Origin of the sequence: Romboutsia ilealis, assembly GCF_900015215.1 — a bacterium.
Classification (GTDB): domain Bacteria; phylum Bacillota; class Clostridia; order Peptostreptococcales; family Peptostreptococcaceae; genus Romboutsia; species Romboutsia ilealis.
The window spans coordinates 1,322,401-1,337,314 of record NZ_LN555523.1; the positions used below are offsets into that span (position 1 = coordinate 1,322,401).

13 protein-coding genes and 2 tRNA genes are annotated in these 14,914 nt (G+C 26.0%); 4 read left to right on the forward strand and 11 right to left on the reverse strand.

The genetic code is table 11. The features are described 5' to 3' along the window. Positions 1 to 591 precede the first annotated feature (591 nt). Entirely contained in the window at positions 592 to 1,182 is a 591-nt protein-coding gene (locus tag CRIB_RS06195) for a sugar O-acetyltransferase (protein ID WP_180701539.1), read from the reverse strand. Positions 1,183 to 1,501: 319 nt separating this feature from the next. On the opposite strand from CRIB_RS06195, the gene CRIB_RS06200 reads away from it, so the two are divergent. Beyond that, positions 1,502 to 1,590, forward strand: a tRNA-Ser gene (locus CRIB_RS06200). A gap of 5 nt (positions 1,591 to 1,595) precedes the next feature. Then, positions 1,596 to 1,671 (forward strand) — tRNA-Asn (locus tag CRIB_RS06205). Positions 1,672 to 1,869: 198 nt separating this feature from the next. On the opposite strand, the gene CRIB_RS06210 is transcribed toward CRIB_RS06205, so the two are convergent. The 6 genes from CRIB_RS06210 to CRIB_RS06235 form a co-directional block, all read right to left on the reverse strand. Further along, positions 1,870 to 2,685, reverse strand: coding sequence for an HAD family hydrolase (locus CRIB_RS06210; protein WP_180701540.1), 816 nt, complete (start codon positions 2,683 to 2,685; stop codon positions 1,870 to 1,872). A gap of 64 nt (positions 2,686 to 2,749) precedes the next feature. Then, positions 2,750 to 4,810: an ATP-dependent DNA helicase gene (locus tag CRIB_RS06215; RefSeq protein WP_180701541.1), complete on the reverse strand. Its 2,061-nt coding sequence runs from the start codon at positions 4,808 to 4,810 to the stop codon at positions 2,750 to 2,752. 488 nt (positions 4,811 to 5,298) lie between these two features. After that, complete coding sequence (gene epsC / locus CRIB_RS06220; protein WP_180701542.1) at positions 5,299 to 5,820, reverse strand: serine O-acetyltransferase EpsC; 522 nt, start codon at positions 5,818 to 5,820, stop codon at positions 5,299 to 5,301. Between the two features lie 58 nt (positions 5,821 to 5,878). Then, the gene (gene cysK, locus CRIB_RS06225) at positions 5,879 to 6,775 is read right to left on the reverse strand and encodes a cysteine synthase A (protein ID WP_180701543.1); all 897 of its coding nucleotides are present in this window, start codon (positions 6,773 to 6,775) and stop codon (positions 5,879 to 5,881) included. A 541-nt stretch (positions 6,776 to 7,316) separates the two neighbouring features. Next, positions 7,317 to 8,030 carry a CPBP family intramembrane glutamic endopeptidase gene (locus CRIB_RS06230; RefSeq protein WP_180701544.1) on the reverse strand — a complete coding sequence of 238 codons (714 nt, stop codon included), beginning with the start codon at positions 8,028 to 8,030 and terminating at the stop codon, positions 7,317 to 7,319. Positions 8,031 to 8,226: 196 nt separating this feature from the next. After that, positions 8,227 to 9,420, reverse strand: a complete 1,194-nt coding sequence (locus CRIB_RS06235; RefSeq protein ID WP_180701545.1) for a DUF819 family protein — start codon at positions 9,418 to 9,420, stop codon at positions 8,227 to 8,229. A 333-nt stretch (positions 9,421 to 9,753) separates the two neighbouring features. Here CRIB_RS06235 and CRIB_RS06240 point away from each other — a divergent pair, with 333 nt between their 5' ends. Next, positions 9,754 to 10,305, forward strand: a complete 552-nt coding sequence (locus CRIB_RS06240; RefSeq protein WP_180701546.1) for a hypothetical protein — start codon at positions 9,754 to 9,756, stop codon at positions 10,303 to 10,305. Between the two features lie 184 nt (positions 10,306 to 10,489). Then, positions 10,490 to 11,317, forward strand: a complete 828-nt coding sequence (locus CRIB_RS06245; RefSeq protein ID WP_180701547.1) for a DegV family protein — start codon at positions 10,490 to 10,492, stop codon at positions 11,315 to 11,317. 148 nt (positions 11,318 to 11,465) lie between these two features. Here CRIB_RS06245 and CRIB_RS06250 read toward each other — a convergent pair whose 3' ends face one another. The 4 genes from CRIB_RS06250 to ureG all read right to left on the reverse strand — a co-directional run bounded on the left by CRIB_RS06250 (position 11,466) and on the right by ureG (position 14,912). Further along, positions 11,466 to 12,086 (reverse strand): 3D domain-containing protein, encoded by a 621-nt coding sequence (locus CRIB_RS06250; protein WP_243633469.1) that lies wholly within the window; start codon positions 12,084 to 12,086, stop codon positions 11,466 to 11,468. Positions 12,087 to 12,558: 472 nt separating this feature from the next. Continuing rightward, positions 12,559 to 13,191 (reverse strand): PglD-related sugar-binding protein, encoded by a 633-nt coding sequence (locus tag CRIB_RS06260; protein ID WP_180701548.1) that lies wholly within the window; start codon positions 13,189 to 13,191, stop codon positions 12,559 to 12,561. Positions 13,192 to 13,492: 301 nt separating this feature from the next. Beyond that, positions 13,493 to 14,293, reverse strand: coding sequence for an urease accessory protein UreD (locus tag CRIB_RS06265; protein WP_180701549.1), 801 nt, complete (start codon positions 14,291 to 14,293; stop codon positions 13,493 to 13,495). Beyond that, positions 14,286 to 14,912 carry an urease accessory protein UreG gene (gene ureG / locus CRIB_RS06270; protein ID WP_330404968.1) on the reverse strand — a complete coding sequence of 209 codons (627 nt, stop codon included), beginning with the start codon at positions 14,910 to 14,912 and terminating at the stop codon, positions 14,286 to 14,288. The genes CRIB_RS06265 and ureG overlap by 8 nt, the downstream gene beginning before the upstream one ends. Positions 14,913 to 14,914: the final 2 nt, after the last annotated feature.

Below are 14,914 nucleotides of genomic sequence, written 5' to 3' on the forward strand. Positions count from 1 at the left end.
TATTAATGTAATTATACAAAATATAGCTAAATCTATTATAAAATATAATTTGAGTTTTTTTGTATTCCTATATTCCTTAAAATGTCTTGGTATTCTCTGAGCAACTTGTATATATGTACCTATAAGTATATATACAATGTTCTGTTTAAATATACCTATTAGTATAATTATTAAACTTAATAAATCAAATATATTAAAACTATCTTTACTTAAAAAATTTTTCCTCATATTCCAACCAACTTTTTATTTCATATTAACTTCCATTGTGCTTTAAATTCATCTACTAAGCATTTTGAAATACTTTTTATTTTGCATTTGTTTTCTAAACCCATTATTAATCTCCCCTTTATATTTGATCTACACTTATAGCACAATCTATTGTCTTTATTTTATTATATGATACTTCTCTTTAAATAGAATGTAAATAACTTTTCCTTCGTAATATATAACAATTGCAAACTTTAATTATATTATCATAATAAATCACAACGTTTTTAAACATAGCCAATAATTAAAATAAAAAGATAGCTACATAAGCTTTTTATTTTAATTATCAAAAGTAACTACCTTTTTATTAAAAATACATCTACATTAATTATTATCCTTTAACAAAATCCTATCATCTTCAGTGATCGGTCTTAAAACCTTGCAAGGATTACCAACAGCTATAACACCTGGTGGAATATCTTTTGTAACTACACTACCTGCTCCTATCACACTACCTTGACCTATTGTTACACCTCCACAAACAGTGCAGTTTGCACCTAACCATACATCTTTTTCCAATGTAATTGGCTTAGAAGTTCCAACCCCCATACCACGTTCTTTTGCATCAATAGCATGACCCGCACAAGCTAAACAAGTTCCAGGTCCAATAAAAGCATTTTCACCGATATATATTGGTGATGTATCAAGCATAACACAGTTATAATTTATAAAAACTAAGCCCTCGGTATGAATATTAAATCCATAATCACATCTAAACATTGGCTCAATAAAAGTCAATGTACTACAAGTTCCTAATAATTCTTGCAAAATCTCACTACGTCTTTTATCATCGTCTGGTCTTGAGTTATTAAATTCCCATAGTAAATTTTTTGCTTTTGCTTTTAGTGTCTCATCTATTTCTTCATATTTAGATATATATGGTTTATTGCTAGTCATCATTTCTTTGATTGTCATTATTGTTTCTCCTTTTATTTATTTTTATATTATATTTAAACAATGCTTAAGTAATTTCCTTTTAGCATTCAAATATTTTATAATTAACAAGAAATTATATAAGTATTTTTCTAGGATATATTAAATTTTAGACATGCATGTAAAGAATTTGATTCACCTAAAAAAATAAGTTTATAAGACTTAGAAGTAAATACTATTATATTTATAGAAGTTTTTTAGTTGCTAAATTAAGTAACACATCTTTAAATTTATAATTTGTAAATTTTTTCAAAAAACTATTGACGAAAATAGATAAATTTACTAAAATAATATTTGTAACGGAGAGGTGTCCGAGTGGTTTAAGGAGCTGGTCTTGAAAACCAGTGATGCGGAAACGCACCGTGGGTTCGAATCCCACCCTCTCCGCCATATATGGGAATATGGCTCAGTTGGTAGAGCAATTGACTGTTAATCAATGGGTCACAGGTTCGAGTCCTGTTATTCCCGCCAGTAAAAAACTCTTAGTTTAGGCTAAGAGTTTTTTTGTATATAAAACTATTGTATAATAAAATTTCATCATGAAGATATTCTTTAAATAAATGTAATATCAATATTTCTAAAATCGTAAAATGAGTAAAACATTTTTTATTTTAATAAATATATAAATACACCTCTTAATAACTATTTTGTCTTGAGGTGTATTTATATTTAATCTATTGTTGCATATTCATTTTTTAAAACATATTTTTTAATAACTTCTATTACTCCATTTTCATTATTAGTAAAATCTGTTTCAAAATTTGAAACTTCTTTAATTTTTTCATGACCGTTTTTCATAGCATAGCTATAGTATGCATTTTCCATCATTTCCAAGTCATTTAAGAAATCCCCAAATACCATAGTTTCTTTTTTATCAATATTAAATTTCTTTTGAATTATATCTATCGCAGTTCCTTTGTTAGTACTACTATTATATATATCTAACCAATTAGTCCCAGATGGTCTTACTACTATACCAGCTAAATTAAACTTAGCATACTCTTTATAACTGTTAGTTTCAGTATTAACTAAATCATATATATTTACCTTAAATATTAAGTCTTTAACATTATTTAAATTATCTACCACTATTACGCTATCTTCATTTAGACACATATTTCTAATATCATTTGCAATACTTTCATCCTCTATGTAAAAACCTCTATCCCCAGATAAAGTCACATAAGAATTTGAAATGTTTCTACCTATACTTATAAGATTATCTACTGTGTCTTTGTCTAAAGTATTACAATAAATACATTCATCTCTATAATAAACACTCGAACCATTGTCACAAATAAATATTATATCATTTTTATATTTTTCAAATCGATGAACTGTTTCTCTATAATTTCTACCACTTGCAATTGCAAATTTAATATTTTTTAAATTTAGTTCTTCTATAATACTTCCAAACTCTTTTGGAATATTTCCATTATTGTCTAGTAATGTTCCATCTAAATCTGATGCAATCAATTTAATCATAATTATATCCACCCCCATAGTTTTATTTATATTAAACCTTAGCTATAACATGCATTAAAAAATATTATTTATTATTTTCTATAAAGCTTTTAACTCTATCTAAGCTTCTTGTTGCAGTTTTTTTATACTTAAAGCTACTAAGCACCTTATTTTTATAAGTAGCAGTTGATAATCTTTCATCTAAAATACATATTACACACTTATCATCAACACTTCTTACTCCCCTACCCACTGCCTGTTTTAATGTTATTATCATTTGTGGAAGCATGAACCTAGCAAAATAGTTTGGTCTCATTTTTAACTTTTGATTAACTGGATCTCCTGGTGATGTAAAAGGCAATTTATCTATAACTATACATCTAAGTGATTGCCCTGGTATATCTATGCCTGTAAAAAATGATTTAGTAGCAAGTAATGTACTATGATAATCTTCTTTAAATAATTCTGTAAGCTTATTCCTTCCCATATCCCCTTGTGCATAAATTTTATGTCCTATCTGTTTTTTTAGTAGTTCTCTTTTACATATGCTTAAATTTCTATTAGAGGTAAATAAACAAAGCACTCCTCCATCTGTAGCCTTTATTATTTTTTCTATTTGATTAGTCATAGTAACTTCAAAGTTTTCATCATTTCCTGGCACTGCATCCTTTGGAAGATACCATAATTCTTGATTTGTTAAATCAAAAGGTGATTTCCCCATAAACTCTACTACTTTATCTTTATCTATTAAGTTAAACCCTAAGTTGTTTTTTAAGTATTCAAAATTACCATCAACGCTTATAGTAGCTGAAGTTAATATACACGTTTTCTCAACACCGTCTTCCTCTTTTTCTAAGAAATATCTTTTAAAGGTTTGCGATACATCTATATTTTTTTTACCAAGTACTACTACACCTTTTTCTATCTCAACCCATATTACTATATTTTTATCCTGTAATATATCATCTACTCTATGAATCATTTCTACCATGTTTTCTATAGTAGTTATAAGGTTTTTTGTTACTACTATAGCTGATTTAAAATCTTCATTTCCATCATCGTCTTTTGGTACATCATCATTATTTTGGTTTTGACCTTCTATATCTAGTACTTGTTCTATATTAAGTTTTGCTTTTTTCAATCTTCTAATAGTATCATTTAGCATAAATACTAGATTTTCACTATCAGGTAAATCTTTTTGACTATCTATTATTTTAGCTCTTAAGTATATAGTTTTTTCATATCTTTCTTCTATACCTTTGAAAAACTCCTTAGCATAATTTGATAGTTTTTCTGTATTTTCAATCCCTAATATTTCATTTTTACGACCTAATTTGTTTTCTATTTCTTTTATCTTCTTTTCTATATACTCTACAGTACCTATACTTACTTGACTTGCATTAAACTCTCTAAGTATATCTTCTGCTTCATGAGCTTCATCAAAAACTATAAGTGATGCATCATTAAACACTGAGCTATTAGCATTCATACAACTAAATAACATATGATAATTCGTAACTACCACTTTTGCTTGTTGTGCTTTTTTTCTATGTAGAGTATAAAAGCATTTGTCTTTGTATGGACAGAAATTTGACTTACACTCTACACTGTCTACTGTAGTTAGTTTTCTCATTTCATTACTTAATAAAAAGTCGCTTTTTGTTAAGTCTCCATCTTCTGTTTTTTGATAATAACTCCATAACCTATCCATTTCATTTTTATTAGTTAAAGTTTGTTTTGCAAAGAAGTCTTCATCTTCTAACTTTTCCATACATAAAAAGTTACCAATTCCTTTTAATACTGCTGGTTTTATATTATTTGAAACTTTCTTATTTGGATATAATTCATCAAAAACATCTAGTACAAAAGGCAAATCCTTGTTATATAACTGTTCTTGAAGAGATATATTTGAAGTAACTAAAACTATCCTTCCGTCATAGTCAGTTTCTATTAAATTCTTTATACTAGGTATTAAGTAAGATATAGATTTACCAAACCCGCAAGGCCCTTCTAATATAAAGTGATTTTTATCTTTTATAGCTTTTTCAAGTAATATTGCTGCTTTTATTTGGGATACTCTTTTTTTATAGTTTTTATTTTTCTTTTTTAATATTCCGTTGTCTTTAAATATTTCCTTTATGTCCATAGTTATTACCTCGTTATATTATTTATCCTTTTATTATACCATATATAATTAATTTATCTTCTTCTACTTAACATATACTATCAATAAAAATTAATACTTATTTTTACATAACATATTTGAGTTTAATGGATAAATTAGCCTCTCTTTCTTATTTAAATTATTCTAAATTAAGCTAATTTTTATATTACTCTATTATTCAATTATTATAAAAAATTCGCTTCGCTCGAGCGACGTGTCGGCGAAACACTTCATGTCGCCAACGACTTCGTCCGTTGCTTGAGCCACTGCGTGGGCGAAGTATTTCAAAATCTTTTTTACGCTCAAAACCAATCTATTGATATTACTTACATTCAGAATTTATCCACATTTTTTTAAGTATTATAATATCCTTAAGCGTAAAAAATAAGTACTCTATCCTTTATTTTGTAGGATTAAGTACTTATTTTTCAAGTTTTGAATTTAAATGTAATAAATAATATACCATTATTTTATTTATTTATCTTAACAACTTTACCAGGTATACCAACTACAGTAGCTCCTTTAGGAACATCATTAATAACTACAGAATTAGATCCTATTTTAGAATTTGAACCTATATTTATATTACCTAATACCTTCGCTCCAGCTCCAATTACAACATTATCACCTACAGTTGGATGTCTTTTTCTTCCTTTATCTTTACCTGTCCCGCCTAATGTTGTTCCATGATATATGGTTACCCTGTTACCAATTTGTGCAGTTTCACCTATAACAACACCCATACCATGGTCAATTAATATTCCTGCTCCAAGAGTTGCACCTGGATGTATCTCTATACCTGTAAAAAACCTCGCTAGTTGGGAAATTAATCTTGCTAAAAAAAATAATTTTTTCTTATACAAAAAATGTGAAAACATGTGTGCTAATCTAGCGTGTATCGATGGATATAACAAAAATACTTCTAACTTTGTTCTAGCTGCCGGATCATTTTCCATTATATATTCTATATCTTTTTTAATTTTATAAAACATTTAAATCGACCCTTTTTTATAAAAATTTACTTTCTTCATTATATAAGCTATATTATATTTAAAATATTCCCATAGACATATATTTGTCTATTCCATCTGGTGCTACTGTAACTATCTTTTTATCAGGATACATTTTACATAATTTTAATGCAGCATATACATTGGCTCCTGATGATATTCCAACTAATATCCCTTCCTTTTCAGCCATCATCCTAACCCCTTCATAACTTTCTTCATCAGTTATTGTCATAACTTCATCTACAACATTTGCGTTGTAGTTTTTAGGTATAAATCCAGCTCCTATACCTTGTATCTTATGAGACCCTTTTTTATTTTTAGATATAACTGGTGAACCTTCAGGTTCAACTGCAACTATTTTTATATTTTGATTTTGTTCTTTAAGATATTTACCTACTCCACTTATAGTTCCACCTGTTCCAACACCACATACAAATATATCTACATCCTTAACTTGATTAAATATTTCTGCACCTGTTGTTTCATAATGTGCAAAAGGGTTATATTCATTGTCAAATTGTCTTAAGCTTCTATAATTTGAATTTTCACTTAAAAGTTTATTCATCATTTCTATAGAGCCTTTCATCCCTAAGGACCCATCTGTTAGTATAAGTTCTGCACCATAGGCTTTCATAAGAGTTCTTCTTTCTACGCTCATAGTTTCTGGCATTACTATAATCACTTTGTAGCCTTTTAAACTTCCTATCATAGATAAAGCTATACCTGTATTCCCACTAGTTGCTTCTACTAATACGTCTCCTTTTTTTAATAATCCACTTTCCTCAAGATTTTCTATCATATAATAAACTGCTCTATCTTTTATACTCCCTGCTGGATTATACTTTTCTAACTTTACATATATATTTCCTCTTCCTATATTATATAAATTAACCATAGGAGTGTTTCCAATCACATCTAATATATTTTTATTCATCATACTAACCCCCTACCACTTTATTTACTCCATCCATACATTTACGGTATTTTCATATTATTTTAATATAAATTTATGCCTATTATATTTATAGATATTCAATTTATGGAAAGTATAATATAATTTTTAATATAAAATTTAAAATTATTTAATTTAAAGTGTATAATATTTAAAATCCAGTCAATAATTTAAATATAATCCTCATTAATATTACTCGTAATATACTCATTAATTTTTATTTTTTATACTCCACAATAAAAGACAGGTTTTTAACCTGTCTTTTTTACCATGTATTTAATTTTTTAATTACATATTGTATATAAATATCTTAAAAACTACTTCTTTTCTTAACTTGTATTAGTTACACTTTTAAATCAATATAGTAAATATATAGTACCTGCTATCATTTTATAAAATTTTTAAATAAATGTATAAAATCTATATATTTGGATATAATCTAAGTACATCCTTATTATATTACTCATACTCATTTAATAAAATTTTTCATATTCTATAAAAAAGACAGAAATCGGATCTGTCTTTTTTATATTTTATCTCTTAATTTTTTACTAAATACCAATTTATTTTTAGAGAATGTACTCTTTTTATGTTTTTTTATAATAATAGTCCATAATATAATTGATATTATAATATTTATAGGATTACAAAGCAGATATACATTGGATATACTTATTTCCATAGTAGAAGATGCTATAATTATAAAATTCCATAAAGTATGAAAAATAGCCAAAGGCAATATATTATTTAATATAATAGCTAGTGGTACAAAAGAAAATCCTAAACTACTTACAATCATTGCACTTATTAAAGGTATTTTTCCCTTTAATGTATTTAGTAACATACCTCTAAACATTATCTCTTCTGAAAAACCTGCCATTACAGTTCCTATGAATATAAGAATTATACTTATTAAAGTTGTACTATTAAAGTATGATATGTTTTTTAAAATTCCTTCTATAAATTTATATAACATAGGCGTTAATATAAGTATATATGGTACAAACCATACTAACTTGTCTTTATTTATCTTTGAAAATCCTATATTCTCTAATTTATAGAATTTTTTTATAATATAAGCTAAATATCCTGATGATATAAGTTGAATTACAAAATTACTTATTAATTGAGTCAAATTATTATCACTTATTCTAATAAAACTACTCATTATTATCGTTCCAATTATCATTATAAGTTCATAAACTATTATTGATCGTATTGATATTTTTACATCTTCCAAAGTCTCATCTCCAATTCCTTTATTCTATTTTATTGTATTATAGCATATTTTTACATTTTTCTCCTCATTATATTAATATTACTTAAATTCAAAAGCAATCCACATTTTTTAAGTATTATAATATCCTTTAAGCTCAAAAAAAGGCTAGACTTTGAATACATCAATAAGTTTAACCTTTTTTGACTATTTATAACTATTATTTCAAAATAATTTGAAGTATATTTCCAACAATTATTCCAGCATAATTTCCTAAAACATATCCCCATACACCAGCTATCATTGTAGAAATTATTAAACTATTCCATCCTTTAGCTATAGCCATAGCTACAGCTGTAGTTGGACCTCCTATACAAGCATTTGATGCAAGCAATAGTTCGTCTAATTTAAACTTAAATAGTTTACCTACTACTAAAGTTACAACTAAATGTATAAATACTGCTAGTATACAGAAAATTAATATAAATGCACCATTTTTTATTATTTCTGATATAGATGCAGGAACACCAAGAACTACAAAGAATAAATAAATTAAAAATGTACCTATTTCCTCAGCTCCGTTAATTTCTTCTAACTGTTTAGAAAATACCGTGGCTACTATTAACATTAAAGTCGTCATTATTAAATACATATTTCCAAAAATAGAATTAGCCATTTTTAAGAATACATTTGAAGTAGGTATTATTGATGAGATATATTCAGATAATAAGTTAGATAAACTTGCTACTGAAAAAGCAATTGCTAAAGCCACAGCTATATCTTTTAATGATATCTCTTTTTTTGTCCAATATGTAGAACTTCCACCACTGTTTTGTTCACCTTCTGTAGCCATTCCCCATTTATTTTTGAAAAATAATATTGAAGGTATTGACATACTTACAAAGAAATATACAGCCATAACTAAATTATCAGCTACTATTGTTGCATTAGTTATATTTTCTGGAGCTTTAAAAGCATTCGTCATAGCAACAAAATTAGCCCCTCCTCCAATATATGAACCGGTCATCATTCCAGCTATTTCAGCTATATGTGGTATTATTGAACTTAGTAAAAATGCAGATATAAATGTACCTACTACTGTTCCTAAGGCTGATACATGAAATGCACCTAGCATTTTTCCACTTTCATTTTTAACCTTTTTTATATCAGCTTTTAATAATAAAAGCGGGATTGCAACTGGCACTACATATGACCAAACTGAATCATATACACTACTTTCTGTAGGTATTATTTTTAAATTTGCAAATATAATTGCTCCTAATAATGCTATAATTGCACCTGTTATTTTAGATGCCCATTTATATTTTTGTTCTAATACTATACTTATTGCAGACCAAACGACTAAGAATGTCCATAACACCCATGTATTATCGCTACTTATCAATGAGTTCACCTTATCTCCTCCTCTTTATGTTTAAGTCAAGCTATATTTTACCATATATAATATATTTTCTCATAGAACCACTTACCTTGCTTTTTTAGTATATAGTGGTCTATAAAATAATAATAGGATATCAATATTTAATTCCTAGATATTTTTATCTATTATAAAGCAACAGTTATCTAACAAAATTTTTATTTATAATATTTAAGAGTAAACTTTCAATAATAGCTTTATTAATTATTCCTTGTTATATTTTTTTATTTTTAAATCTAATACATTCCATATTTCGACATTTTATCGTATAATATACTATATTAATTATTTAAAGAAACGAGGATTTATATGAGAAAAAAACTTACATGTATAGACGCATCAAAGCTACTTGGATTAAAAAACATATTATTAAACGAAAAATTTTTAAAAATTTCAACTGTATTTTTCTTAATATTTGATCCTATATGTATATCTATATTTAACAATTATATTAATAAAGACATTAGTCAATTATATCTATTATTAAGAATTACAATGATGTTTTTCGCAATATTTAATTTATTTTTATTTACAGTAAATGAGTTCTTAAAATTTTGCTGTAATCCATTAGTTGAAAAAGATTTAAATAATTTGCATTGTATAGATATTGAAAAATATAAAAATGCATCTAAAATTTTCAAAGAAATATTTTTTACTCACGTGAAATATTTATGTTTAATAATATTATGTATAATTTGTTTATATAAAGTAAGTTTAATTATTTTTGATTCAAATTACATAGTTTCTTCTCTTTTTATAATATTACCTCATATATTAATCGGGCTTCTTGCTCTATTTATGAAGAAAAAAGCTAAAAGCATAAGCATTTCTTTTTCAAATCTTATAGATGTAATTAAATAATAAGTTAATATATAAATTTCAAATTAAAAATAGTGTGGCTTATAAAATCCTTAAGTCACACTATTTTTAATATTATTTCACACATCAATTATTTTGATTATCAAAAAATCATTTACTTTATGCCTATCTCGTGATACTATAATATTACTTATGTTATTCAAGGTATTTGGAGGAGTTGTAAATAATGATAAAAATATTATGTGATAGTATAACAGATTTACCAATTGAAATAATAAAAAAATACAATATAGATATAGTTCCACTAACAGTTATATTTAATGAAAAAGAATATTTAGACGGAGTTGATATAACTACTACAAAGTTTTATAAAATGCTTAAAGAAAATGGTACTATGCCTAAAACTTCACAAGCTACATATGCTCAATTTGTAAAATTCTTTGAAAAATATAAAGATGATGAAATTCTTTATCTTGCAGGTTCATCAGTTGCATCTGGAACTTACCAAAGTGCTGTACTTGCAAAAAATGATTTTGATGCTAATATAACTATATTTGATACTTTCAATCTTTCTATAGGTTCTGGTCAATTAGTTATAAAAGCTTGTGAAATGGTCGAAAAAGGATTATCTGTTGATGAAATAGTAAAAAACTTAGAAAACCTTAAAAACGACATAGAAGTTATATTCTCTGTTGATACATTAGAGTACTTAAAAAAGGGTGGTAGAATATCATCTACTAAGGCAGCTCTTGGAAGTTTACTTAATATAAAGCCAATACTTACTATCAAAGATGGTTTAGTTGTTCAAAAATCCCAAGTAAGAGGTAAAAAACAAATATTCACTACCTTAGTAAATTCTTTAGTTGAAAAGTATGGAGATGACTTAACTAATAGAACTATTTTCCTTGGATATGGAGATAATAAAGAAGATTTAAAAACACTAAGAGAAACTTTATTAAATCAAGCTAAAGTTAAAAATGTTTATGATGTTAATATAGGATGTGTTGTCTGTTCTCACTCTGGCCCTAGAGTAATAGGAATATCTTGTATGTAATCTAAATTTCACTTTGCTTAAACGGTGTATCGGCAAGCTATCTTTTTTCATCCGTTGCTCAAAATATTATTTATAATAAAAAGTAGCTTACAATTAATAAGCTACTTTTTATTATTTGCTAAAATATATTTTATATTAATATTCTATATTATTTTAATACATAGATAGTAATATTTTTTACTCCCCACTCGTTGCACTTTGCTTCACTAGACATAAATATATCTATTCTATTTCCTTTTATAGCACTTCCACAATCTTCAGCTGTAAACACATTATCAAACTCAGGTATATAAACTTTTGAACCATAAGGTATTACACTTGGATCAACCGCTATAGTCGTACCTTCTATAGGTACAATCCCTGTAGATGTTATAGTATCTCCCGCATAAGCTGTAGCCTTAACATCTAAGCTTATTATATTGCTTTCATCAATATTAGAAACATCTACAATTTTATTACCAGTAGTTATATATTTTGTATAGACATATCCTACTGTATCATTTATTTTTATCTTACTCCAATCATCTTCACAACTTAATATAGTTACGCTAGTGTTTTTATCTAATACTTTATATATATCTGAATTTGTTGATGCTTCTTTACGGAAGTTAACGCTGTCTGAATTTACGTATCCATTATTATATGTTAATTTTTGTTGATTACTATTTTCTGTACTACCTTTGTCACTTGTTGTATTTGCAAAGGCTAATGTATTAAAGCCTAACATAAAAGTTATAGCAAGTGTAGACATTATTAATTTTATTTTCATAATAATCCCTCCAAATCTTTTGTTACCGTTTTGTTACTTTTAGTATATCGTAAAATCTAGGTTAAGTCTTAAAAAACGTAAAATTACATTTATTTACTACTTATTACACTTATTTCTATTGTAATTTTTCTATATAAGTTTTTCCTTATGTATCAATGCCTTCCCCCTTTCTTAAATCTCTTTTTCTTTATGATTTTTAAATTCAAACTATATTTTTATAGTAAAAATAAACTAAATTTATATAATAAGTTAAAAATATCTTCCACAAAAGTAAAAAATTCCTCTTAGTTAAAAGAGAAATTTACCTTTATTTATTATTTATTTTTCATTTACATACTTTAATTATTTAAATAATTTTATCTATTGCGCTAATAATTTTACTAAGCATATTAAAATTATTATAATAAGAAATAACCTCATTTAATCATATCATAAATTTAAATTTTAATTAATTAAATGGAGCTATTATGATTTATAATTTTTTTATAATTTTAGCCGGAGTTCCTTCCATAATACAATTATCTCCTACATCTTCTATTACTATTGATGCGTTTTTAACTATACTTTTTTTACCTATTGAAATCTTTGCTATTACTAAAACATCTCTGCCTATCTTAGTTAATGAATCTACCTTTACTTGCTTACCTAAGGCAGTTGATTGTAATAAATTAACATAGTCTTCAACTATCACTTCTTCATCTATTATACATCCATGATTAACTATTACATAATTACCTATTTTAGTATTATCATTTATAACAGCTTCATCCATTATTATACTTCCTTTACCTATAGATACATTCTTACCTATTTTCGCTTTAGGATGAATAATTGTGTAATAATCAAATTCCTTAAATTTATCTGATATTTCTTGTCTAGTCTTATTATTTTTTATAGCTATTATAAAGCTAGTATCTTCATCATTATACAAACTAGCATTTTCTATTTTATCTAGTATTTTATATCCTTTTATCTCAGTTTTTTCTTCATTATTATCTACTATACCCTTTATACTTATTTCTTCACCAGATTTTATAAGAGCTTCTATACATTTAATAACTCTACGAGCATATACATCTGAGCCTATAATTACTAAATTTGTCATATACTATACCTCCTTGATGTATTTTAATTAATTACTATTTTTTTCGACTTTATAATAAAAAAATACTCAATTTTACTTTATTTTATTCTTTTAAAATATATTATGTTACTTATTATATATAAGTTCTATTCATAGTTTTTAAAGATTATAATTTTTTGCACTTATATAGTTATGAATATTCCCTCTATTCAGAGATTAACTTTCTTTTTCATATTATAGTTTTCTTATATATAAAAAAGAAGGTTATCCTTAGGCAACCTTCTTTTTTAATAATTTAATTTAACAGATTCAATTATATTATTTAATTTATATCTAAATTCATTAAGTATTCACTTATTTTATCACTAACTTGTATTAATTTATCTGAATTGTATCCAAGTATCTTAATACTTATATAATTATATTGAGTAATAGAGGCTGCTCCCTCAACATCACTATTTTTTAAAATTTCTCTAATAGTATTTAAAACTTCATTATTATTTGTAAAGTTTGCTATCAGTATATTTGCAAAATGAGTATATCCTTCGTACATTCCAAAATTCTCTATATCCATCTCTTTTGGATTATAATTAGTATTGTCTACATATACGAGCTTATTATCGTATTCAACTTCTACATATGATTTATAATATTTGTATTTAAACTTTTCACCATGTGCTACTCTTCCACAATTTATAATATCCATAAATATCAACTTAGATGATGAATCTTCAAGTTTTATATTTATATTACTTTTAAAAGCAGAGTCTTTAAAAGGAATTGTAGGAAGTAAATTATATCTAAAAAAACTATTTTTTCCTATATATATATTACATTCTCTTTTTGCCTCGTCTTCTATCATAGTGTGTATTTTTTCAAAAGACTGTGAAGTAAGCTCCATCTTAGTATTATCACCTAAAGTTATATCATACTCTTGAACATCTCCATCCATAGTACCTGCTGAAGATGACATAATTATAACCTTTATAAAATCATCACTTTTATAAAATGGTGGAGCAACCTTAAATGGTGAAGTAAAATAAACATCATCAAGTATAGTTTTACCATTTTTATTTAATGTTCTTATCTTTACCCTTGAAATTTCTGCATATTTATTACTCATACTGCTTTAACCCTTCTAATAATACATTAGATTTTATCCAATCTACAACATCATTTACTCCTTCCATTCCTCTAATATTAGTGAATATGAAAGGTTTATCGTCTCTCATTTTCTTTGAGTCTCTTTCCATTACAGAAAGATCTGCTCCAACATATGGTGCTAAATCAATCTTATTTATCACTAATAAGTCAGAACGTGTTATTCCAGGACCACCTTTTCTAGGGATTTTATCTCCTTCAGCTACATCTATTACAAATATTGTAGCATCTGACAATTCTGGACTAAATGTTGCTGATAAGTTGTCTCCTCCACTTTCTATAAATATTATATCAAGATCTGGAAATTTATTAGCTAATTCATCAACTGCTTCTAAATTCATAGAAGCATCTTCTCTAATTGCAGTATGAGGACATCCTCCAGTTTCAACACCAACTATTCGCTCTATTGGTAGTATCGAGTTTTTATGTAAAAACTCTGCATCTTCTTTTGTATATATATCATTAGTTATTACACCGATGCTATAATCCTTTGACATCACTCTTATTAATTTTTCTATTAAAGCAGTTTTACCAGAACCTACAGGTCCCGCTACTCCTATTTTTACGTAAGAAATAAAAATCC

Coding starts and splice junctions, on each gene's coding strand:
- cysK (WP_180701543.1), bottom strand. CDS start 6,775: ATGATGAATAAAAATATATTAGATGTGATTGGAAACACTCCTATGGTT.
- CRIB_RS06210 (WP_180701540.1), bottom strand. CDS start 2,685: ATGATTAAATTGATTGCATCAGATTTAGATGGAACATTACTAGACAAT.
- CRIB_RS06245 (WP_180701547.1), top strand. CDS start 10,490: ATGATAAAAATATTATGTGATAGTATAACAGATTTACCAATTGAAATA.
- CRIB_RS06215 (WP_180701541.1), bottom strand. CDS start 4,810: ATGGACATAAAGGAAATATTTAAAGACAACGGAATATTAAAAAAGAAA.
- CRIB_RS06250 (WP_243633469.1), bottom strand. CDS start 12,086: ATGAAAATAAAATTAATAATGTCTACACTTGCTATAACTTTTATGTTA.
- CRIB_RS06240 (WP_180701546.1), top strand. CDS start 9,754: ATGAGAAAAAAACTTACATGTATAGACGCATCAAAGCTACTTGGATTA.
- CRIB_RS06195 (WP_180701539.1), bottom strand. CDS start 1,182: ATGACAATCAAAGAAATGATGACTAGCAATAAACCATATATATCTAAA.
- CRIB_RS06265 (WP_180701549.1), bottom strand. CDS start 14,293: ATGAGTAATAAATATGCAGAAATTTCAAGGGTAAAGATAAGAACATTA.
- epsC (WP_180701542.1), bottom strand. CDS start 5,820: ATGTTTTATAAAATTAAAAAAGATATAGAATATATAATGGAAAATGAT.
- CRIB_RS06260 (WP_180701548.1), bottom strand. CDS start 13,191: ATGACAAATTTAGTAATTATAGGCTCAGATGTATATGCTCGTAGAGTT.